Origin of the sequence: Paractinoplanes ovalisporus (assembly GCF_016834655.1) — a bacterium.
Classification (GTDB): domain Bacteria; phylum Actinomycetota; class Actinomycetes; order Mycobacteriales; family Micromonosporaceae; genus Actinoplanes; species Actinoplanes ovalisporus.
Map to the genome: position 1 here is coordinate 124,481 of NZ_JAENHP010000002.1, position 21,295 is coordinate 145,775.

Genomic DNA, 21,295 nt, shown 5'->3' on the forward strand with positions numbered 1-21,295 from the left:
CTAATGCATGATCGACGCAGTCATCATAGAGATAGGCTATCGAGGTGCAGCTCCAGCAGCTTCGCTACTTCCTTGCCGTGGAGAGAACCCGACATTTCACCCAAGCAGCGGACATTCTGGGCGTCTCCCAGCCAACTCTCAGTAAGCAAATTCACACGCTCGAAGCCACCCTCGGAGCACCGCTGTTCGAACGCATCCGTGGCGGTGTGACCCTCACGGCGGCCGGTCAGACGCTGCTCCCGCTCGCCCAGCGCATGATCGCCGACGCCGACGCGGCCCAGGAAGCGGTCTCCGACATCGTCGGCCTGCGCCGCGGCGAGGTCCGCCTGGGCGCCACCCCCAGCCTGTGCTCGTCGCTGGTGCCCGAGGTGCTGCGCACCTACCGCTCGGCCCACCCCGACATCCAGCTGTACGTCAACGAGGGCGGCTCGCAGGACCTGATCGAGAACCTGCAGGCCCACGCGCTCGACCTGGCCCTGATCGTGCAGCCCGACGAGGGCGTCGACGACTCGCTGGAGACCATCCCCGTGCTGCGCGAGAGCCTGGTCGTGGCGTCGGTCGCCGATCGCCCGCCGCCCACCCCGCACGCGCAGATCGCGCTGTCCGAGCTCGAACACACCCCGCTGGTCATGTTCCGGGCCGGCTACGACATCCGCGGCGTCACACTCGACGCCTGCGAGAAAGCGGGATTCACCCCGAAGTTCGCCGTCGAGGGCGGCGAGATGGACGCGGTGCTGGCCTTCGTCGAGGCCGGCCTGGGGGTGGCGCTGGTGCCGAGCATGGTGCTGGCCAACCGCCCCCTGCTCCGGGCGACTCCGCTGGCCCCACCCGGCATGCGCCGCACCATCGCGCTGGCGCATCGCCGGCGTTCGGTGCTCCCGCACGCGGCCTCAGCGCTGCGCGCAACCCTCCTGCAGCACGTCGCCACCCAGAAGCTCCCGCTCGGCGTGCGTCCTCTCTAGCTAGAAGCGGGTGCCCGCATGCCACCGTTCCCACAAGGCCGCGTCCCCCTGGACGGTCGGCGCCGGCACCCGGCGGTTGAGGAGAAGCAGCAGTGAGCGCACCGGAGCCTCAACCGTGACGTCGGCCCCGGCCGTGGCGGCGTCCTCGGTCCACGTGATGCCGCTGTCCGTGAGCGTGACGTGCCAACTTCGCGGCAGGTCGGTGGCTCGGAAGCGCAGGGTCCCGCCGTCGCCCGGGAGATCCTTGCCGATCGCCTCGAAGGTCAGCAGGAAGTCGGCCACCCCGTCGGCGGCCAGGTCGGGGGCGAGATCGCCGGCCGGGTCGGCGTCGAACCGGTGGATCACCTCGTCGTGCACCATGCGGCGCAGCCAGAAGCCGGCCGTCTGATGCCGCGGGTGCCAGGTCCAGACCTCGCTGGTGAATCCGTGCGAGCTCACCGCCTCGTTCAGTGCGCGGGCGCCTTCGAGCAGCCAGGGCGTCCAGGCGTTCTGATCGGTGGGCGCCTCGATCCGGCGATATTCCACATGGCCGCCCGTGGCGATGACCTCGGTGGCGAAACGGTGGCCCGTGCCGACGTGGGTGACCAGGTCGCGGACCGTCCACTCCGGGCAGTTGGGCACCATCGCCTCCACCGCCTGCGCGGTTGCTGCCGTGCCGAGCCGACCGGCCTCCGCCTCGAGTTCGGCCGCGTAGCGTTCCGGTGCCAGCCACTTCATACGGCCGAGCCTAGGGTCTGTCCTGCCATTTCGCGCGGGCGGTCCACTTCGCGCGGGTGGGCTCGGGGAGCGGGGGTGCCGTCGGCCCACGTGGTGCGGGCGGGGTGTGGCGTCCGGGGGCTTCGGCTGTCCACTTCGCGCGGCCGAAGGCGGTGGGGGCAACTCTCGAAGCAGTTGCGTACCGGAAAGCGGACTTAGCATCGTCGCTGTGCGACACGCTGAGTTCGAGGATCCGCGCCTCGTCGAGGTCTATGACGCGGAGTACGTGTGGGGCTGGGACGACGACCTGTTCATGGCGTTGCTGGCCGAGCGCAACGCGCCCCGCGTGCTCGACTTCGGCTGCGGCACGGGGCGGCTCGCGCTCGCCCTGGCCGACGCGGGGCATGAGGTGACCGGGGTCGACCCGGCGCGGGCCTCGCTCGACGCCGCGCGGCGCAAGGCGGGCGCCGACCGGATCGAGTGGATCGAGGGCTCGACCGGGGTGCTGCCGCATCGGACGTTCGATGCGGTGTTACTCACAAGTCACGTCGCGCAGTTCGTCGTCAGTGACGAGCAGTGGTTGTCGACGCTGCGGGCGCTGCGCCGCTCGCTCGTCACCGGCGGCCGGTTGATCTTCGACAGCCGCGATCCGGACGACCGCCGGTGGGAACGCTGGAACCCTGTCGACTCACGTCGGCCCGTCGTCCTGCCCGGCGGTGACCAAATCGAGACATGGACCGAGGTAGATTCCGTGGCGGATGGGGTAGTCGCCTTCACCCGCCATTACGTGTTTACGGAGGGTGACGAGCTGACGAGCTCGGCCACGCTGCGTTTTCGCTCCGAAAGCGAGATCAGGACGACCGTCGAGGCCGCCGGTTTCGACGTCGACCGGGTCTACGGCGGGTGGTCCCGTGAGCCTGTTGGCACAGGTGAAGATGGGGAATTGATCGTGGTGGCGGTGGCCCGGCCGCAGGGTAGGTGATCGATCTCCTGCTGTCTATCGGCAACGTGCCAACAGGGGGCCGACCGTTGTCAGCCGCCGAGATGTGATTACTATTCGCTCACGTTCGAGCGAGACCGCTCGATGTTGGGATCCGGGTCGGAGAGGCTGATCCGGGTCGCGGGAACGCCGGAGACTTCAGGGAGAGGTGGGTGCGATGTCGGATCTGACGGGGCGCAATCAGCCGCCGATGGACGAGCCGGTGACCCACCACGGCCCGCCGGGCGGCGGCGCCGGACGGGTCCTGCTGGCCGTCGGCATCGTGCTGCTGCTGGTGGTTGTGGCGGGCGGCACGACCTGGTGGATGTACACCCGGGACCCGGCGCCCACCACGAACACGGCCCCCGTCCGTACGACCGCACCCACCGCCTGCCCCTCGGTGAAGCTCCGTGTCGCCGCCGCCCCCGAGATCGCGCCGGTGGTGCGTGCCGCGGCCAAGAAGCTCGACGACAACCCGGCCGACCCCTGCGACCCGGTCGAGGTCGTCGCCGAGGAGCCCGGCGCCACCGTGGCCGCCGCCGCCAAGCCCGACGTGTGGATCCCCTCCAGCAGCGCCTGGCTGGGCATCGCCAACGCCGGCGGCGCCGCGTTCACCGCCCAGGGCCAACCCCTGGCCCACTCGCCGATCATGCTGGCCGCTCCGGCCGCCGTGACCGACTCGCTCTCCAAGGGTGGCCAGACCTCCTGGGCCCAGCTGACCGGGGCGGTGGCCGCCGGCAAGATCCCCGCGGTGACCATGCCCGACGCCCAGGCCACCACGGTCGGCCTGCTCTCGGTCTATGCGATCAACGCGGCCATGGCCCGCACCACCCCCGACAGCGGCATCGCCCAGCTGCGCGCGCTGACCCTGCGCAGCCGCCTCAAGGACGCCTCGGCCGACCCGACCGCGCTGGTCGCGCGGGTCGCCGGGCAGTGGAACACCAACGGTGTGATCTACGACGTCGGCATCTTCCCGATCCTCGAGCAGCAGCTGAAGGTCTACCAGCACGGCAAGCACACCGTTCAGCTCAAGGGCGCCTACCCGGCCGACGGCCTGGTCGAGGCCGACTACCCGTTCGCGGTGGCGAAGAACAACCAGGACGAGGCGCTGACCAAGAAGCTGCGCGCGGCCATCACCGGTACGGCGATCACGCAGGCCGGCTTCCGGGCCGCGCCGACGCCGAGGGCCCTTCCGCTGCCCGCGCAACCGGCCGGGCTGCTCGCTCCGGCCACGATGTGGAGCCAGTACAAGTCGCTCGCGACCCAGGTGCTGCTGCTCATCGACGCGTCCGGCTCGATGAACCAGAAGATCAAGGCCCCCGGCGGCCGTGAGGTCACCCGGGCCGCGCTGCTGCGGGAGTCGGGCAAGTTCGCGGCCGAGTTGTTCGCCGAGGACACCACCATCGGCATGTGGTATTTCGGTCAGCCCACGCCGACCAGCCCGGCCCATCAGGAGGTCGTCTCCTATGGACCGATCACCGGGCAGCTCGACGACGGGACCAGCCGTCGCGCCGCGCTGGGCAAGGCGATGGACAACTACCGGGCCGCCGACGACTCCGGCACCCCGCTGTATCAGAGCGTGCTCGACGGCGTGACAGAGATGCGCGACAAGGTCTCGCCCGGCACGGTGACGCTGGTCGTGGTGCTCACCGACGGCGTGGACGGCGAGTCGACCTTCAAGATGACACAGGCCCAGTTCATGACGAAGCTGGCCGGCGAGCAGGACCCGAGCCGCCCGGTGCCGGTGCTGTCGGTGGGCTACGGGCCCGACGTCGACATGAAGGCGCTCAACGAGATGTCGGAGGCGACCGGCGGCAAGGCGTTCGCGGCGACCAACCCGGCCGACCTGTCGTCCGCCATCGCGAAGGCGTTCCTGGCAGCCCACGCGCCCCGGTAAGCAGCGCGCGGACTCAAGCGGGGCCGATGCGGTCGGCCACCATCTGGGCCGACAGCGTCACCATGGGCAGGCCGCCACCCGGGTGCACCGAGCCGCCCACCAGGTGCAGCCCCTCGACGGCGCCGCGGTTGACCGGCCGCATCAGGCCGCCCGCGGTTCCGTAGATGGCGCCGCCCGGCGCGCCCGTCGCCGCGGCCAGGTCGGCGGGCGTGCGGGTCTCGCGGAACACCAGCCGGTCACGCACGTCGAGGCCGCGCCGGGCGAGCACGCCGAGCACGTGATCCCCGTACGCGTCGGCCAGCCCGGCCCGCCGCCAGTCGGTCTCGCGCCACCCGGTGCCGTGGCGTGGCGCGTTGACCAGCACGAACCACGCCTCGCAGCCCGAGGGGTGCACGCGCGGGTCGGCGGCCCGGGTGACGAACACGGTCGGATCGGCGGCCGGCCGTGCCCGCCGCGTCGCCGACCCGAAAACGGTGTCGAACTCACTGTCGTAATAGGAGGGGAAGAAGACAGTGTGGTGGGCCAGCGACGGGGTCTCGCCGCGCACACCCATCAGCAGCACGAACCCGGCCAGGCTGCGGTCGGCGAGCCCGGTCAGTCGTCGCGGTTCGGGCAGCAGATCGCGGTAGACCGTCAGCGCGTCCACATTCGACACCACGGTCTCGGTCCGTACGAGGGAACCGTCTCCCAGCCGTACGCCGGTGACCCGCCCCGCCGCCGTCTCGATGTGCTCGACCGGCGTGTTCAGCTCGATCCGCACCCCGGCCGAGGCGCAGGCGGAAGCGAGCACGGTCGCCAGGGTGCCCAGCCCGCCCGGCACATACCAGCCACCGAACGCCAGCTCGGCGTAGGGCACCGCGGCCAGAGCGGCCGGCGCGCGCCGCGGATCGGCACCGGTGTAGGTCGCATAGCGGTCGAGCATCATCCGCAGCCGGGGGTCGCGCAGATAGTGCCGGCCCAGCGACCGCAGCGTGCGGCCCGGGGCGATCGCGGCCAGGTCGCCGACCCGCCACGACAGCGCCGCCAGCGAGGCCGGGGTGACCGGTTTACGCAGCACCGAACGCCAGGACGCGGTCCAGATGCGCCGCGCGCGATGCCAGAACCGGTCCCAGTCGTGCGCCGCCTCGTCGCCCATCGCGGCCGCGATGCGTTCGAGGAACTCGGCGTGCACGGGCGACGAGTCGAGCACCGTGCCGTCGGGGAACACGTGCCGCAACACCGGGTCGAGCGGTTCCAGGTCGAGGGCGGCCTCGGTGAAGACCTGCGGCAGCGTCAGCAGGCTGGGGCCGGTGTCGAAACGGAAGCCGTCGCGCTCGTAGACGCCGAGCTTGCCGCCCAGGTGGTCGGAGCGTTCGAACACCGTCACCGCGTGGCCGGCCCGGGCCAGGCGGACGGCCGCGGTCAGCCCGCCGACCCCGGCCCCGACCACGACGACCCGGCTCACGACGACCACCCCTCACCCGTTGTCCGGGGCGCGGTTCTGCTCATACCGGCCGTCCCCGCCAGGTCAGGGAGCCGCGGCGGCGCAGGCGGAACGAGCGGGCCACCAGCCAGGCGAACAGCACGACCGAGACCGGGTGCGCGAGGGCGTCCGGCCACACGCGTCCGCCCGTCGCGGCCGCGGACACCGCACGACCCAGAACCCCGAGCCCGTACGCGGTGAGGGCGACCCCGGCCCACGCGAACTCCCCGGCCGCGGCGAGGGCTGCGGTAGCGAGGGGTGGGAACGCGTACAGGAGAAGCAGCAGGACCACGACGGCGCCGGCGCCGGACGACGTGCCGAACGAGGCCCAGAGCGACTTGCTGTAACCCGCGGTGAGCTCGCGCCATGAGTCGTACATGCGGCAGGTCGCCCAGGGGGAGCCGTCGGCCAGCGCGATCCGGCCGCCGGAGCGTTTGACCGCGCGGGCCAGGGCGATGTCTTCGAGGATGTCGGTGCGGACCGCCGCATGCCCGCCGGCCCGGTGGTAGGCCTCGGCGTCGATCACCAGCCACTGGCCGCCGGCCGCGGCGAGGGACGGGCGGGGGGAGCGTTCCATCGCGCGCAGCGGCAGGAACGTCAGCCACGACCACTGCAGGAGCGGTTGGACCAGGCGGCCGGCGCCGACGATCTTCGGATACGGGGAGAGGAGGTCGATCTGTGCGCGGCGCATTTCGGACACGGCCGACGCGATGGCGCCTTCCGCCAGGACGACGTCGGCGTCCACGAAGGACAAAACGGCCGCATCGCTCGCGGCGCGTGCCAGTTGGTCGCAGGCGTGCGGTTTGCCCAGCCGGCCCGGCGGCAGCGGTTCGCCGGTGAGCAGCACGACCTTGTCACCCGCGACCGACCGGACGATCTCGGCCGTGCCGTCGGTCGAGCCGTCGTCCAGCACATAGATCGTCAGCCGCTCGACGCCGCGTTGGGCCAGCAGCGACTCGAGGCAGGCACCGACCCGCTCGGCCTCGTCACGCACCGGCAGCAGAACCGCGACCCGCTCCCCGGTCGTGGCGGCGGTCGGCAGCCGGCGCAGCAGGAACGCGTTGACGACGGTGTGCGCGGTCAGGGCCAGCCAGGGCAGGAGCGCGAGCCAGATCATGGCTGTCGCCGCAGGTGGGGGAGGACCGGGAGGACGGCCGCGCCCATCAGCACGCCACCCCAGACCGCCGAGGCGGGCAGGTCGAGGAAGACGGCGTGGGCGAGCACGGAGGAAGCGTACGTCCAGAGCCAGAGCGCGAGCAGGGGAGCGTCGCGATCTGTGGACAACCGCCCGAGGCGGCCGGCACCGGCTGTGGACAACCGGGCGGTTCCGGCTTGACAGGCTGTAGCGTCGGCCTCTCCTTCTTCCCCAGGGCGGGTGGGGGTTAGGGATGGCCGAACAGCGATCTTGGAGAGAAGACGATCAAGGGTCGTCATCAGGACCACGGCGAAACCCAGCCAGCCCAGGTAATTGCCGACCGGGATGCCGGGAACGCCAGGGAGCGCGGGCGTAGGCGACAGCCACCGCCAATACCCCTCGGCCACCATCTGCGGGTCGAGGAACAGGTCCCACGCGGCCAGGCCGAACGCGGCCACCGCGACCCGCGCCCAGCGCCCGACCGGCAGGCGCCGCGCGGCCAGCCAGGCCGGCCACGCCATCCACGTCCAGGCCAGCGGGATGATCAGCGGGACGCCGAGCAGCTTCGGGCCGAGCTGGCCGGAATAGTCGTACGTGCCGAACGGGAAGCCGGTGGCCACGCCGACCGCCTCGACCGCGAAACCGCCCAGCGTGGCCGTCCCGACCAGGGCCAGGGCCGCGCGCGGGCCGCGGGTGAGCAGCGCGTGCGAGACCGAGAGCACGTAGCCGAGCACGACCGTCGCCACGGTGAACGCGGCCCGGGTCTCGCCGGAGGTCAGGGGGTAGCAGATCTGGGCCAGGACGAGCAGTCCGAGCAGGGCCCAGGGAATAGGGTCTGTCCTGCCGATCACGAGGGGCTGCGGCGTGGCTCAGGCGGCGCCTGACGGCGTCCGCGAAGCGCCCACATACAACCCCGGTATGCGGCCGCTTCGCGGCCGACGCCAGCCACCACCTGAACCTCGCCTCGCTCCTTCGTGATCGACAGGACAGACCCTAGAGACCGACAATGCCGGGGGCGTCTTCGGCGGGGCGCTCGGCGAGCGGGAGGTCACGGCCGAGGATCGCGAACGCGCGCTCGTCGCCGGGGAACAGGAAGTGGCGCAGCACGTCGGAGAAACCGAAGCGGCGGTAGAGCCGCCAGGCCCGGGACTTCTGCTCGTCGGCCTCGGGGGTGGAGAGCAGCACGGTCTCGCCCTCGGCCATCGCCAGCAGGGCGCGCAGCTGGCGGGCGCCGACGCCGTGGCCCTGGGCGGCCGGGCGCACGTGCAGTTCGACGACCTCGAAGCAGCTGCTCAGCCAGCGCAGCCGGGACGGGTCGTCGAGGCTGGAACGCACCTGGTCGTGCCACCACTGGCCGGGGCCGGAGGTGTAGCCGTAGCCGAAACCGGCGAGCCGCCCGTCGGTGGTGAGGGTGGCGACCGCCCGGAATCCGGGCCGGCGCACGTGGGCGCCGATGTAGCCGCGGCGGGTCTGCAGCAGTTCCTGGCGATAGCCCATCGCCTCGCCGTAGACGCCCACCACGTCGTCGAGCCGCCGCAGCAGATCGTCCGGCTGCCACGCCACGAGCCTCATCGTCGAGTCACGCCCCTTAGTCCGCCGGGGCCGGGTCGTCCGGCGCCCAACCGAGCACTGCCCGGTCACCGCTGATCTCACGCACCGCGAACCGGGCGAAAAGCTCCTCGGCGTACCACCGATCGGCCGGCGTCCGTGCGATGACCGCGCGATGCTCCGGCTGACGGTACGCGAATCGGGCCAGGTCCGCCGCATTGCGCCACACGCTGATCGTGCCCTGGAAGCCGATCGGCGCCTCACCGACCCCGAAGTGGGCCAGCAGCCCGGGCGCCTTCAGGGCTTCCCGGGCCACGGCCGGCACGGCCCGGTAGAACGTGATCATCTTGCTGGGGCGCAGCCGGGCCCGGGTCAGCGCCAGAACCATCCCGTCGCCCGGCGACTCCGTTTGGGGCGACACCGTGAAGGGCGACACACCCGACCACGCGCCCCGGCTGAGCAGCGGCTCCAGGTCGATCCGGGCCGCCGCCACCGCCAGTTTGTCCCATTTGGGCAGGTGGACGGGGGAATCACTCACGGTCAGGGCCGCGTATCTGGTCAGATCGGCATCCGACGGCAGGAACCCCCGCGACGTACCGAGGAACTTCGCGAAGGACGCCTGGAACCGGCCGGGGAAGGCGACCCGGAACATGGCCGCACCGACCAGGCGCCCCGGCACCCGCCAGACGTGCAGCGTGACCGGCATCAGGCCACGTCGGTGGGGGTGCCGTCGGTGACGCGCACCAGTTCCGCGTACGTGATGGGGAACACGGCCTGGGGCACCCCGCCCGCCGCCCAGACGTCGCGGAACCCGGCCAGGGCGGTGTCGACCAGGGTGCGTACGGGCTTGGGGTGCCCCAGCGGCGCCACCCCGCCGATCGCCTGACCGGTGTGGGTGCGGACGAACTCGGGCGTGGCCCGGCGCAGCTTCGTGATGCCCAGCGCGGCCGCGACCTTGGCCGTGTCGACCCGGTGGGCCCCCGAGGTGAGCACGAGCAGCGGTTCGCCGTCGGCGTCGAAGATGAGCGAGTTGGCGATCTGGCCGACCTCGATGCAGAGCGCCTCGGCCGCCGCGGCCGCGGTGTGCGCGCCCTCGTCCAGGATGACGACCAGCGACGGCGCGTCGTCGGCGGTGTGCGCGCCCGCGGCGTCCAGGGCGTCCTGCACGGCGATGACGTTGGGGTGTTCCCTCATCAGCCCATTCTCACCACCCGAACCGCTCCCGGTGCAGGCGGGCCGGGGGTACGCCGACCTGGCGGGCGGCTCGGAACACCGAAGCGGTCCAGGCGTCGGGCCCGCAGACGTACACATCGTGGCCGGCGATGTCGGGGGACAGCAGCCGCAGCGCCTCGGCGTCGTCGTGGTCGGCATACTCGGCGGGCAGCCACGACCCGGCCTCGGCGCGCGGCCCGACCAGCGGCACCAGCCGCACCCCGCGATGCTCGGCCAGCCACTCGAGCTCGTTCAGGAACGCCACCTCGTGCGGATGGCGGGTGCGATAGACGAGGGTGGCCTTCCCGTTTCCGTACGGGAGGTCCCACAGCAACGCCAGCAGCGGCGTCACCCCGACCCCGCAGGCGAGCATGGTCACCGGTCCACCGCCGTACGTGGCCGCGGTCATCCGCCCGTACGGGCCCTCGATCAGCACTTTTGTCCCGGGGCGCAGCGTCGCCACCCGGGAGCTGCCGTCGCCCACCACCTTGACCGTGATCCGCAGGGCGTCGCTGCGCGGCGGTCCGGACAGCGAGAACGGGTTGCCGCGCATCGCCCCCTTGCCGTCGAGGAAACGCCACACGAAGAACTGGCCGGCCCGTACGGGAAGCCGGTCGAGACGCCGCCCGCTCAGATAGACCGACACCAGGCCGGGTGCCTCGGGGTCGACGTGATCGACGGTGAGCCGGTGCCGCAGCGTGCGCAACACCGGCAGGCCGAGCCGGAACACCAGCACTGAACCGGCCGCGACCGCGTAGAGGCCCCACCAGTAGGCCCGGGCCGCCGGGGAACGGAAGTCACTGCCCAGCAGCAGCATGTGCGGCAGGGCCAGTCCGACGCCCAGATAGGCGTACAGGTGCAGCAGATGCCACGACTCGTAACGCATCCTCCGGCGCAGACGGCGCACCGAGGTGACCACGACGAGGACCAGCGCGACAAAAGCCACATAGGCCCACAGCATTCCCGGGTCGGAGGCCCTCATCCCGTACGCGATCAGGGCGAGCACCACGTGGGTCAGCAGCAGTTGGAACGAGGCGAAACCCGTCCACCGGTGCCATCGGGCGAGCGTGTCCTGCCCGTACGCCCGCTCGATCCACGGGATCCGGGCCATGAGCACGACCTGCAGGAGCAGCAGATCGGCCGACCACAACGCCGCCAGCCGCCCCCACGCGGCGACTCCGGCGGGCGCGTCGTCCAGGCCCACCGTACACAGTGCCGTGACGATGAGCAGGGAGAGGACGAGCACGATCCGCACGAGTCGTGACCGTACGTTTCCGCAGGCCGCAGCGGCAGGGCCGGGTGAACAACCCCTCGGTTTCCGCGTTTTCCGTTATTTCCGTACGCCGGTGGCCTCTTCACTGGCGTCCCACAGGCGCGCGGCCAGCGCCGGATCACTGGCGTGCGGAGCCGGCCGGGCCACCTCGTGCCCCACGTAGTAGGCGCCGTCGACCAGGTTCTCGTTGTTCGCCAGCCACACCAGCAGCGCGCCCGCCTTCTCGGGCGTGACCAGCCCCGGCGCGTACTTGTAGAAGAAGCGGACGGCCCGGCCCGCGCCGAAGTTGGTGCGGACGACGCCCGGGTGGAACGAGACGCTGGTGATCTCGGGCCAGCGGCGGGCGGCCTCGGCCGCGAAGAGGATGTTGGCCGCCTTGGCCGCGCCGTACCGCGGGAACGGGGAGAAACGTGCGGGGTCGCCGGCGAAGTCGTCCGGGTCGACGGCGGCGCGCATGTGGGCCCGCGACGCCGTGCTGATCACCTTGCCGCCGGCCAGCCGGTCGCGCAGCAGGTGGGTGAGCAGGAACGGCGCCAGGTGGTTGCCCTGGATCGTGGCCTCGAACCCGTCCCGCGTACGGCGGTAGCGCTCGACCATGCCGCCCGCGTTGCCGGCCAGGACGTCGATCTTCGGGTACGCGTCGCGGAGCTGGGCGGCCAGGTCGCGTACCTGGTCGAGGTCTTCGAAGTCGGCTCGGAAGGCGCGGGCGTTCGGTACCTTCCGCGCGGCCGCTTCCAGGCGTGACGGGGTGCGGCCGACCAGCACCACCTCGTCGCCCTGAGCCGCGATTTGTTCGGCCGCGGCCAGGCCCACACCCGAGCTGGCGCCGGTGATCACGACGGTCCGGGGCATGCGGGCCTCCTTTTTCCTTTTCTCTGACTAGAGTCAGAGATTGTGGATCAGATCGAGCTGGTACGCGACTTCAACCGGTACTACACGCAACGCCTCGGCGTCCTCAACGATCATTACCTGGGACAGGGACGCCCGCTGAGTGAGGCGCGTCTGCTGTTCGAGATCGGCGGCGCCGGCGCCGGCCTGCGCGACCTGCGGACCCGGATGGGGCTCGACTCGGGCTACCTCAGCCGGTTGCTGCGCTCGCTGAGCGACCAGGGGCTCGTCTCGGTCGACCCGCACCCGGGCGACGGCCGCAGCCGGATCGCCACCCTCACCCGGGCCGGGCGCCGCGAGCTCGACGACCTGAACTCGCGGTCGCGCGACAGCATCGCGGCGCTGCTCGAGCCGCTCACCGAGGCGCAGCGGTCGAAGCTGGTCGGGGCGCAGGAGCAGATCCGGCGTCTGCTGCGACTGGCTGCCGTCACCCTCTCGCCCGTGGCCGATGACGATCCGTCCGTACGGGGCTGCCTCACCTCGTACGGGAAGGAACTGGCTCTTCGCTTTCCCGAGGGATACGACCCGGCCACTTTGATCGCGCCGGGGACGCTCGGCACCGGGACTGTCCTGCTGGCTCGCGAGGAAGGCGTGCCGGTGGGCTGCGGGTTGTGGCAGTTGCTCTCACCGGGCGTCTCTTCGGGCGTTGCTTCGGGTGTCTCTTCAGGCGTTGCTTCGGGCGCCGCTTCGGGTGTCGCTGAGATCCGGCACCTCTGGGTGGCCGCCGACGCGCGCGGGTACGGGTTGGGGCGGCGGCTGCTGAGCGCGCTCGAGCAGGATGCTTTGTCGCACGGGATCGGGGTCGTGCGGCTGGGGACGCATCCGTCGCTGGGCGAGGCGATCGCGCTCTACCGGGCGGCGGGATACCGCGAGATTCCCTCGTACGACTCGTCGCCGTACAACCAGCTCGCTTTCGAGAAGGCTCTAGTACTTTAGGCCGGTCCGTCGCGGCCGCATCCTTCGTACGATCGGAGCGTGCGCGAGCTTGTCCGCTCGGTGTGGCGGGAACCCCGGTCTCCCGGCGCGCCCGTCCGCGTCCGGCGTGACTGGGTGCTCCTGGGCCTCGTCGTGGTGCTCACTGTCCTCGAAGGAGTGCTGACCGGCGCCTACCCGGGCATGGTCCTCGGCCTCCTGCTGGCCCCGGCCGTGCTCTGGCGGCGCACCCACCCGCTGCCCGTGGTCGCGGTCGCGTTCGTGGCCTGCGGCGCGATCCCGTTCGTGCTCGGCTACGAGCCGAAGAACAACGCGCTGGCCTACCTTCTGATCCTCCCGTTCGCGCTGTTCCGCTGGGGCTCCGGGCGCGACGCGGTGATCGGCGGCCTGCTCATCCTCACCAAGATCACGGTGGCCGCGGTGTTCGGCCACATCGGCTACGACGACATGCTGCTCGGGTTCGTCGCGATGATCGCGGCGCTCGCGCTGGCCACCACGTTCCGCTACCGCGCCCGGCTCCTCGAACGCCGGCTCGACGAGGCGAAACTGCTCGAACGCGAACGGCTCGCCCGCGACCTGCACGACACCGTGGCCCATCACGTCTCGGCGATGGCGATCCGGGCCCAGGCCGGCATCGCGGTGGCGCAGCGACGGCCCGAGGCCGCGGTCGAGGCGCTGCGGCTCATCGAGACCGAGGCGAAGAACGCGCTGGCCGAGATGCGCACGATGGTGCGCGCGTTGCGTCATGCCGACCTCGCACCCAACCCCGGCCTCACCGACCTACGGGCCCTGGCCGGGGCGTCGTCGTCCGGCCCGCCCGTCGAGGTCGAGCTGGCCGGTGATCTCGACGACGTGCCCGCCACCGTCGGCACGGCCATCTACCGGCTGGCGCAGGAATCGGTGACCAACGCCCGGCGGCACGCGAAGGAGGCCACCCGCATCGAGGTGCGCGTCGCGGCCGACGACGGTTATGTGCGGCTGCGGGTCAGTGACGACGGCGTTTCCGCCCATGCTTCCGGCTCGTCCGGTTTCGGCCTGGTCGGCATGAGCGAACGCGCGGGCCTGCTCGGCGGCACGTGCGAGGCCGGTCCCGCGCCCGGCCGCGGCTGGGTCGTGACCGCCGCCCTGCCCCGCACGGGTGCGGCCGCCTGATGGACAGACCCGTCCGCGTGGTCGTCGCCGACGACCAGGAGATCGTGCGCACCGGCCTCACCATGATCCTCAACGCCGAGCCCGACATCCAGGTGGTGGGCGAGGCCCCCGACGGCCGCCGCGCAGTCGAGCTGGCCCAGCGCCTGCGCCCCGACGTGTGCCTGTTCGACATCCGCATGCCCGGCATGGACGGCATCGAGGCCACCCGCCGCCTGGCCGGCCCCGCGGTCACCGACCCGCTCGCGGTGGTCGTCATCACCACGTTCGACCTCGACGAATACGTCTACGCGGCGCTGCGCGCGGGAGCCCGGGGCTTCCTGCTGAAAGACGCCGGCACGGCGATGCTGAGCCAGGCCGTCCACGCCGCGGCCCGGGGCGACGCGATGATCGCCCCCAGCATCACCACGCGGTTGCTCAAGGCGTTCGCCGACGCGGGCCCGGCCGGTCCGCCGGCCCAGCCGATCGACGCGCTGACCGACCGCGAGGAAGAGGTGCTGGTGGCGGTGGCGCGGGGCCGCACGAACGCCGAGATAGCCGCCGACCTGCACATCAGCCTGAGCACGGTGAAGACCCACGTGACCGCCCTGATGGCCAAGCTGGTCGTGCGTAACCGCGTCGAGATAGCCATGTGGGCCTACGAGACAGGCCGCACCATTCGCCGCGCTTGATCTTTCTCGTACTTCCGGCCGGGCCGGGCTCCTGCCTCGGACCGGGAAGGATCGGGCCTCCGTGCCGATCCGGTGGGCACTGTCCGATGGCGACCATGGCGACATGAAAGCCATCGCTCAGGAAAAATACGGTGAAATGGGGCTGGTGGACGTGGCTCAGCCCGTCTGCGGTCCGGGAACTGTGCTGGTACGGGTGCACGCGGCCTCGATCAACGCGCGGGACTGGCACATGATGCGCGGCGACCCCTACCTGGCCCGGCTGACGATGATGGGCCCGCGGCGGCCGCGGACGAAGATCCGGGGCACGGACTTCGCGGGAACCGTCGAGGCGGTCGGGGCCGGCGTCGAACAGTTCCAGGTGGGGGACGAGGTGTTCGGCGATCTGGGCGACGCCCACGGGGCCTTCGCGTCCTATGTGTGCGCTCCGGCCGCCACGATCGAGTTCAAGCCGGCCGGGATCGGCTTCCCCGAGGCCGCGGCCCTGCCCCTGGCCGGCAGCACGGCGCTGATGGGTTTGCGGGACGTGGGCCGTGTGCGTCCCGGTTCGCGCGTTCTCATCAATGGCGCGTCCGGTGGGGTGGGCACCTACGCCGTCCAGATCGCCAAGGCGCTGGACGCTCACGTGACGGCCGTATGCAGCACCCGCAACGTCGACCTGGTCCGTTCCCTGGGGGCCGACGAGGTGGTCGATTACCGGAAGCAGGACTTCCCCACTTCCCCTTCGTACGACGTGGTGTTCGACCTCGTGGGCAACCGGTCGCTGCGTGATCTGCGGCAGGTGCTGGCCCCCGGCGGGACGCTCGTGCTCTCGGGCGGCGGCACGTTCGGTGGGCGGCCCTCGCTGGTCGGGCCCATGAGGCTGATCATCGAGGCGCAGCTCGCGGCCCGGTTCAGCCGGCTGCGGATGGTCGTCCTGTCGGTGCCGCCCAGCCGGTCCCTGCTCGCCGGCCTGCGGGAACTCGTCGAGGCGGGGCGTCTGACCTCGGTCATCGACCGCACGTATCCGCTGGACCAGGTGCCCGAGGCGGTCAACTACATGGAGACCGAGCACGTACGGGCCAAGGTCGTCATCACAGTGTGAACTCTTCCGGCGGGGCTCGGCCGCGCCGTCTTGCGTTTTTGTCGTACGTCAGTGCTAGTCTTCTCCGTAGTTAGAACGGATGTTCGAAAGCCTCGTACGTCGAGGTGCTGAACGTCCGGGCTGACTACGGGAGCGGTGTTTCGCGGCGCGGCTCCCACAGTGCGGCACCCGCGAAGTGCCGCACGTGAGGCTCCGGGCATTCGCGGGTCCGGGCCTTCAGACAAGGCAGGACCGTCGTCCGCCGCCCCCGACCCCCGGGTGGCGGGCGACGGACCCGCCGGCAGGTCCGGCCGGGTGTGGTGTGGGGAAGCTTCACACCCGGCCGGTTACCACCACGGGCTGCTGCGCCTTCCTCCGCAGCGACTCGGTTCGACCACGTCGGATGCGAGACACGCGAGGAGAAACCCATGGCGAGCCACACGGCGCCAAGCCTTTTGCCGGCTCCCGACCTGGCTCATGCCGGCCGGCCCACCAGCCACCCGGCAACCGCCGGCCCGGCCCCCGTCGGAGCGCACACGCGCGGCTCGGCGTCCGCCGGCCCCCGCGGCTCGGCGTCCGCTGTGCCCGCTCCTCGCGGTTCGGGCTACGCCCATCCGGCGATCCCGGGCCTGGCCGCCCCCGGCGTAACCACCCGCCCGGGTTCCACCGGTCCCGCTGCTCCCGGCCCGCTCTCCGTTCGTGCGGCTGCCCCGGGGGTGGCTTCGGCGGATCCGGTGCCGGCGCACGGTCGCAGTGCTGCTCCTCGTTCCGCTCCCATCGACCCGTCGGCGTTCGAGGCCGCTTTTGGTGAGCCGGCCCGGCCCCGTCCGGCGGAGCCGGTTGAGCGGCGTTCCTCCGATACCGACTTTCCCAGCGTCCCCGGGCTGGCCCACGCCCCGACCGCGGCTGCGGCCCGGGCCGAGGCCCCGACCGTCCCGGCACACATGCTGCCGCAGCGCACGCCCGCCCAGTTGCTGGCGATCGCCCGCGAGGGGCTGGCCGAGGCGGCTCGCACCGGCCCCGACGGCATCCGCTATGCGACGGCCCATCTGGCCGCGCTGCGCGCCGCGGCGGCCGTGCTCGCCGCTCGGGCCCGTCCCGCTCCCGCCAGCCGCCGCAGCCGGGTGACCAGCGTCTGGTCGCTGCTGGTGCTGGTGGCGCCCGACTTCGGCGAGTGGGCCAACTATTTCGCGCTCGGCGCTTCCAAGCGCGCCGCGGCCGAGGCCGGCATCCCCCGCGTGGTGACACCCCGGGAGGCCGACGACCTCTTGCGGGCCGCCGAGCAGTTCGTGGTCGTGGTCGAGTCCGCCCTGGGTCTCACCTACCAGCCCCCGCTGGCCGCCTGACCTTCCCCGGCGCCTCGCGGAACAACCCGGCAAGCCCGTGGCCCCGCCGGACGCTCGCCGGCCCTTCCGGCGAGCGTCGCATCGTCGTCCGCAGAGCCGCTCCCCGCAGCGCCGCGTCCTGGTGTGGTGCGGCGGTTGAGTCGGGTTCCGGCTGGTCGGCGGGTGGGTGTCGCCAAGGCCGGCCGGCGCCGGGGCGAGATGAGCGGAGTCCGGAGGTGGTGCGTCTGAGGGGCCGTCGCTCTTGAGCGCCGCGCCGGGGGCGTTGGTCGTTCGGGGGCGTTCCTGTGACGCGTGGAAAGGCCCTGGGACGGGCGGAAACTGAGTAACAGAGCGAGGCAACACATGGCGGGACGCATGATCAGCGGTGCGGCCGCCCTTGCTGAACTGGTTCGGGCGGCGGGTGAGACCGAGACGGCCGGGGTGGACCGGACGCTTCCGGTGGCGCCGGAGCTCAGTTCTCTGCTGCCCGGCCACGGGTTGCGCCGGGGAAGCACGGTTGCGGTGGCGGCCGGGCGGTCGGCCACTGCCGCGGGCGGGACTTCGCTGCTGCTGGCGCTGGTGGCCGAAGCCTCGCGTCAAGGGTCCTGGTGTGCGGTGGTCGGTGTGCCCTCGCTGGGGGCGATCGCCGCCGCCGAGAGTGGGGTCGCCCTGGAGCGGCTGGCGCTGGTTCCCGACCCGGGGCCCGAATGGCCCACCGTGGTCGCCGCCCTGATCGACGGGGTCGACGTCATCGTGCTGGCCGTGCCGGGTGGCGTGCCCGCTTCGATCGCCTCCCGCCTGGTGGCCCGGGCTCGCCAGCGGGGGAGTGTGCTGGTCCCGTACGGGGAATGGGCCGGCGCCGATGTGACCCTGCGCGTGCTGGAAGGCCGTTGGGAAGGGCTCGACGAGGGCCACGGTCGCCTGCGCCGCCGCGAGGTGACCGTGCTGGCCCGCGGCCGTGGTGCCGCGGCCCGCCCCAAAGAGGTCACCATGTGGATGCCCGGCGTCACGATCCGCCCGTTCCCTCTGCCGCCCGCACCGTCCCGGCCCACCTCCAAGCAGTCCACGGTGGACCACACCGCCGAGCCCGCGCCCACCCCACAGGCAGCCGGCGCCGAACGGTCGCCACGTCTTTCCCTCGTGCCGGACGGGGAAAGTCAGGGCGCCACCTGCTCCGGAACGGCGGAGGCGGCACCGGTCCGCGCGATCTCACCGCAGTCTGATGTGGACGCGAGGACGGCGGCCCGGGTGCTGGCGTTCCGGAACGAGAGGAAGACCGGGTCGAGGGCCGGGAAGAAAGCGGAGCACCACCCTCCGGTGCCGGCGGTGATGTGACGTGGCGGCTCAGGAAGCCGGCAGCCGGGCCGTGGCGGGGACGGTCGGGGCCCGGACCATGCTGCTCTGGTGTCCGGACTGGCCGGTCATCGCGGCCGAGATCGTGCTCGGGGTGCCGGCCGTGAAACCGGTCATCGTGCTGCACGGCAACCGCGTGATCGCCTGCTCGGAGGCGGCGCGGCAGGAGGGCGTACGGCGTGGGTTGCGTCGCCGGGAAGCTCAGAGCCGGTGCCCCCAGGTCGAAGCCGTCGAGCATGATCCGGGCCGGGACGCGCGCGCGTTCGAACCGGTTGTCGCGGCCGTCGAAGAAGTCGCGGTCGGCGTCGAAGTGATCCGGCCGGGCGCGTGTGCGGTCGCCGCGCGGGGGCCGTCCCGCTACTTCGGCGGGGAGGAGGCCGCCGCCGAGCGGATCGTCGAACAGGTCGCCGAGGCCTGCGCGGTGGAGAGTCAGGTCGGCATCGCCGAAGGCGGGTTCGCGGCCGGGCTCGCGGCCCGGGCCGGCCGGGTGATTCCGCCCGGGGAGACGGCCGCTTTCCTGCGGGAACAGCCGATCGAAGCAATCGAACGCCCCGAACTGACCGACCTCCTCAAGCGGCTCGGCATCAAGACGCTGGGCGAGTTCGCGGCGCTGCCGGCCGGTGACGTCATGACCCGCTTCGGCTTCGACGGCGCCCTCGCGCACCGGCTGGCGGCGGGTTTCGACCATCGGCCGCTCGCCGTGCGCCGGCCCCCGCCCGACCTGGAGGTCACGGAGACCTACGACGAGCCGCTGGAACGGGTGGACGTGGCCGCCTTCGCCGGGCGCGCGCTCGCCGAGAGACTGCATGACAGGCTTTCCGCGTACGGGCTGGCCTGCACCCGCCTCGGCATCGAAGCGGTCACCGCGAACGGTCAGGAGCTGCACCGCGTCTGGCGTCACGACGGCACCCTGACGTCGGCCGCCATCGCCGAACGGGTCCGCTGGCAACTCGACGGCTGGCTCACCGGCGCCCGTCGCGGAGCGCCCGCCCGTCCCACCGCCGGCCTGGTGCGGCTGCGCCTGATCCCCGACGGCGTGCTGGTCCACCTGGGACTCCAGCCCGGCCTGTGGGGCGACGCCGGCGCCGACCGCGATCGTGCCCACCGCGCGTTCAGCCGGGTGCAGGGCCTGCTTGGCCCCGAATCCGTGGTGACTCCCGTACTGACCGGCGGCCGCAACGCCGACGACCAGATCCGCCTGATCCCCTGGGGCGACGAACGCGACCCCCACCGCCCCGCGGCCCCCCACACCGACCCGGTCCCCGGAATCAAAACCGTCCCCCTCCTGTCCCACGACGTCCAGCCCTCTTTGTCGCTGACCCAGGATCAAGACCCGTTTCCCGTACGTCCGGAGCTGGTCTCCACCCCGCAAGTTCCCACTTCACCGGTACGTCCGGAGCTGGTCTCCACCCCGCAAGTTCCCACCCCGCCCCTACGTCCGGAGCTGGTCTCCACCCCGCAAGTTCCCACCCCGCCCCTACGTCCGGAGCCGGTCTCCACCCCGCAAGTTCCCACCCCGCCCCTACGTCCGGAGCCGGTCCCCGACCCGCAAGTTCCCACCCCGCCCGTACGTCCGGAGCCGGTCCCCGACCCGCAAGTTCCCACCCCGCCCGTGCGTCCGGAGCCGGTCTCCGTCCCGCAAGCGCCCGCCTCGCTGGTTCCCGTTTCGCCCGTGCGTCCGGAGCCGGTCCCCGATTCGGAGGCACCGGTTCCACTTACGCATCCTGAGCCGGTTTCCGATGTGGAGGCACCTACTCCGCTTGCGCGCACCGGGTCGGTCGCCGATGTGGAGGAGACTGCTCCGCTTGAGTCTCGGTCGGCCCTCCGCGGCGGCGACTCCGATCTGTCCGGTGGTGCCGCGGTACTCGCCATGGCGGACCATCGATCCCGCCGCTCGCCCGATAAGAGGGGCAGGGGGTCTATTTCGGATTTGTCCCGTGCGAAAGAGGGGAGAGGGCCGGAGAAAGAGGAGGAAGCGTCGAGCCGGGCGCGTGCGGATGCCGGGTCGTCAAACGTAGGGACGGCCGCGCGAGCGGAGGCAACGCCGTTCCCCGCCCCCGACGCGGCCGCACGTGTGGAGGCAACGCCGTTCCCCGTCCCCGATGCGGCCGCCCGAGCGGACGCAAAGCTGGTCCCCGCCCCCGACGCGGCCGCGCGCGTGGAGGCAGCGCCGTTCCCCGTCCCTGATGCGGCCGCCCGAGCGGACGCAAAGCTGGTCCCCGCCCGCGATACAGCCGCACGTGTGGAGGCAGCGCCGTTTCCCGTCCCTGATGCGGCCGCCCGAGCGGACGCAAAGCCGGTCCCCGCCCGCGATACAGCCGCACGTGTGGAAGCGAAGCCGGTCCCAGCCGCGCGAGCGGAGGCCAAGCCCACTCAAGGGCGGCGCGCGAAGAAGGCCGTGCTGCCGCCGTGGCCGGGGCGGCTTCCCAAGCCGGCGCCCGCGTTGGTGCTGGCCCGGGGGCTTCCGGCGGTGGTGATCGACCGGGACGGGAATCCGGTCGGGGTCAGTGCCCGGCTCGAGCTCACCGGTGCGCCGGCCGCGCTGGTCATCGAGCGGGGACGGCCGGTTGCCGTGACGGGATGGGCCGGGCCGTGGCCGGTGGACGAGCGCTGGTGGGCCACGGACGAATCGCGGCGGCGGGCCCGGTTCCAGATGGTTCTGGAGGACGGGCGGGCCTTTCTGCTCAGCCTCTCCGGCGGTCACTGGTCCGTGGAGGCGATCTATGACTGAGCACCGGCCACAGAGGCGATC

General features: G+C 72.2%; 18 protein-coding genes and 1 pseudogene. 10 read left to right on the top strand and 9 right to left on the bottom strand.

Translation table 11 applies throughout. The annotated features are described in order from the left end of the window. Nucleotides 1-38 precede the first annotated feature (38 nt). Nucleotides 39-962 carry a LysR family transcriptional regulator gene (locus JIG36_RS06585; RefSeq protein ID WP_438870706.1) on the top strand — a complete coding sequence of 308 codons (924 nt, stop codon included), beginning with the start codon at nt 39-41 and terminating at the stop codon, nt 960-962. On the opposite strand, the gene JIG36_RS06590 is transcribed toward JIG36_RS06585, so the two are convergent. Next, nucleotides 963-1,679: a maleylpyruvate isomerase family mycothiol-dependent enzyme gene (locus JIG36_RS06590; RefSeq protein WP_203375150.1), complete on the bottom strand. Its 717-nt coding sequence runs from the start codon at nt 1,677-1,679 to the stop codon at nt 963-965. A gap of 208 nt (nt 1,680-1,887) precedes the next feature. On the opposite strand from JIG36_RS06590, the gene JIG36_RS06595 reads away from it, so the two are divergent. Next, entirely contained in the window at nt 1,888-2,640 is a 753-nt protein-coding gene (locus JIG36_RS06595; RefSeq protein ID WP_203375151.1) for a class I SAM-dependent methyltransferase, read from the top strand. A 175-nt stretch (nt 2,641-2,815) separates the two neighbouring features. Continuing rightward, nucleotides 2,816-4,534, top strand: coding sequence for a substrate-binding domain-containing protein (locus JIG36_RS06600; protein WP_203375152.1), 1,719 nt, complete (start codon nt 2,816-2,818; stop codon nt 4,532-4,534). A 13-nt stretch (nt 4,535-4,547) separates the two neighbouring features. Here JIG36_RS06600 and JIG36_RS06605 read toward each other — a convergent pair whose 3' ends face one another. The 8 genes from JIG36_RS06605 to JIG36_RS06640 all read right to left on the bottom strand — a co-directional run bounded on the left by JIG36_RS06605 (nt 4,548) and on the right by JIG36_RS06640 (nt 12,016). After that, nucleotides 4,548-5,978, bottom strand: a complete 1,431-nt coding sequence (locus tag JIG36_RS06605; protein ID WP_203375153.1) for a phytoene desaturase family protein — start codon at nt 5,976-5,978, stop codon at nt 4,548-4,550. 40 nt (nt 5,979-6,018) lie between these two features. Further along, entirely contained in the window at nt 6,019-7,113 is a 1,095-nt protein-coding gene (locus tag JIG36_RS06610; protein WP_203375154.1) for a glycosyltransferase family 2 protein, read from the bottom strand. Further along, complete coding sequence (locus tag JIG36_RS06615; RefSeq protein ID WP_203375155.1) at nt 7,110-7,982, bottom strand: carotenoid biosynthesis protein; 873 nt, start codon at nt 7,980-7,982, stop codon at nt 7,110-7,112. The genes JIG36_RS06610 and JIG36_RS06615 overlap by 4 nt, the downstream gene beginning before the upstream one ends. A gap of 142 nt (nt 7,983-8,124) precedes the next feature. Next, entirely contained in the window at nt 8,125-8,703 is a 579-nt protein-coding gene (locus JIG36_RS06620) for a GNAT family N-acetyltransferase (RefSeq protein WP_203375156.1), read from the bottom strand. Between the two features lie 16 nt (nt 8,704-8,719). Beyond that, nucleotides 8,720-9,385: a monooxygenase gene (locus tag JIG36_RS06625; protein ID WP_203375157.1), complete on the bottom strand. Its 666-nt coding sequence runs from the start codon at nt 9,383-9,385 to the stop codon at nt 8,720-8,722. Then, nucleotides 9,385-9,873 carry a YbaK/EbsC family protein gene (locus JIG36_RS06630; protein ID WP_203375158.1) on the bottom strand — a complete coding sequence of 163 codons (489 nt, stop codon included), beginning with the start codon at nt 9,871-9,873 and terminating at the stop codon, nt 9,385-9,387. Before JIG36_RS06630 ends, JIG36_RS06625 begins: the two co-directional genes overlap by 1 nt. A gap of 10 nt (nt 9,874-9,883) precedes the next feature. Then, the gene (locus tag JIG36_RS06635; protein WP_203375159.1) at nt 9,884-11,146 is read right to left on the bottom strand and encodes a ferredoxin reductase family protein; all 1,263 of its coding nucleotides are present in this window, start codon (nt 11,144-11,146) and stop codon (nt 9,884-9,886) included. Between the two features lie 75 nt (nt 11,147-11,221). Beyond that, nucleotides 11,222-12,016 (bottom strand): SDR family NAD(P)-dependent oxidoreductase, encoded by a 795-nt coding sequence (locus tag JIG36_RS06640; RefSeq protein WP_203375160.1) that lies wholly within the window; start codon nt 12,014-12,016, stop codon nt 11,222-11,224. A 42-nt stretch (nt 12,017-12,058) separates the two neighbouring features. On the opposite strand from JIG36_RS06640, the gene JIG36_RS06645 reads away from it, so the two are divergent. The 7 genes and pseudogenes from JIG36_RS06645 (at nt 12,059) to JIG36_RS51615 (ending at nt 21,274) form a co-directional block, all read left to right on the top strand. After that, nucleotides 12,059-12,988: a bifunctional helix-turn-helix transcriptional regulator/GNAT family N-acetyltransferase gene (locus tag JIG36_RS06645; RefSeq protein ID WP_307872595.1), complete on the top strand. Its 930-nt coding sequence runs from the start codon at nt 12,059-12,061 to the stop codon at nt 12,986-12,988. Between the two features lie 39 nt (nt 12,989-13,027). Next, nucleotides 13,028-14,137, top strand: a complete 1,110-nt coding sequence (locus JIG36_RS53920; RefSeq protein WP_203375161.1) for a sensor histidine kinase — start codon at nt 13,028-13,030, stop codon at nt 14,135-14,137. Continuing rightward, the gene (locus tag JIG36_RS06655) at nt 14,137-14,805 is read left to right on the top strand and encodes a response regulator (RefSeq protein ID WP_203375162.1); all 669 of its coding nucleotides are present in this window, start codon (nt 14,137-14,139) and stop codon (nt 14,803-14,805) included. The genes JIG36_RS53920 and JIG36_RS06655 overlap by 1 nt, the downstream gene beginning before the upstream one ends. 103 nt (nt 14,806-14,908) lie before the next feature. Further along, the gene (locus JIG36_RS06660) at nt 14,909-15,886 is read left to right on the top strand and encodes an NAD(P)-dependent alcohol dehydrogenase (RefSeq protein WP_203375163.1); all 978 of its coding nucleotides are present in this window, start codon (nt 14,909-14,911) and stop codon (nt 15,884-15,886) included. Nucleotides 15,887-16,809: 923 nt separating this feature from the next. Further along, nucleotides 16,810-17,211, top strand: coding sequence for an SAV_6107 family HEPN domain-containing protein (locus tag JIG36_RS06665; RefSeq protein ID WP_203375773.1), 402 nt, complete (start codon nt 16,810-16,812; stop codon nt 17,209-17,211). 342 nt (nt 17,212-17,553) lie between these two features. Next, a pseudogene (imuA', locus tag JIG36_RS06670) lies at nt 17,554-18,195 on the top strand (DnaE2-dependent mutagenesis accessory factor ImuA'); the annotation flags it as partial. Nucleotides 18,196-18,583: 388 nt separating this feature from the next. Next, entirely contained in the window at nt 18,584-21,274 is a 2,691-nt protein-coding gene (locus JIG36_RS51615; RefSeq protein ID WP_236046288.1) for a DNA polymerase Y family protein, read from the top strand. Nucleotides 21,275-21,295: the final 21 nt, after the last annotated feature.

Coding starts and splice junctions, on each gene's coding strand:
- JIG36_RS06590 (WP_203375150.1), bottom strand. CDS start 1,679: ATGAAGTGGCTGGCACCGGAACGCTACGCGGCCGAACTCGAGGCGGAG.
- JIG36_RS06600 (WP_203375152.1), top strand. CDS start 2,816: ATGTCGGATCTGACGGGGCGCAATCAGCCGCCGATGGACGAGCCGGTG.
- JIG36_RS06610 (WP_203375154.1), bottom strand. CDS start 7,113: ATGATCTGGCTCGCGCTCCTGCCCTGGCTGGCCCTGACCGCGCACACC.
- JIG36_RS06620 (WP_203375156.1), bottom strand. CDS start 8,703: ATGAGGCTCGTGGCGTGGCAGCCGGACGATCTGCTGCGGCGGCTCGAC.
- JIG36_RS06625 (WP_203375157.1), bottom strand. CDS start 9,385: ATGCCGGTCACGCTGCACGTCTGGCGGGTGCCGGGGCGCCTGGTCGGT.
- JIG36_RS06630 (WP_203375158.1), bottom strand. CDS start 9,873: ATGAGGGAACACCCCAACGTCATCGCCGTGCAGGACGCCCTGGACGCC.
- JIG36_RS06640 (WP_203375160.1), bottom strand. CDS start 12,016: ATGCCCCGGACCGTCGTGATCACCGGCGCCAGCTCGGGTGTGGGCCTG.
- JIG36_RS06655 (WP_203375162.1), top strand. CDS start 14,137: ATGGACAGACCCGTCCGCGTGGTCGTCGCCGACGACCAGGAGATCGTG.
- JIG36_RS06660 (WP_203375163.1), top strand. CDS start 14,909: ATGAAAGCCATCGCTCAGGAAAAATACGGTGAAATGGGGCTGGTGGAC.
- JIG36_RS06665 (WP_203375773.1), top strand. CDS start 16,810: ATGCTGCCGCAGCGCACGCCCGCCCAGTTGCTGGCGATCGCCCGCGAG.
- JIG36_RS51615 (WP_236046288.1), top strand. CDS start 18,584: ATGCTGCTCTGGTGTCCGGACTGGCCGGTCATCGCGGCCGAGATCGTG.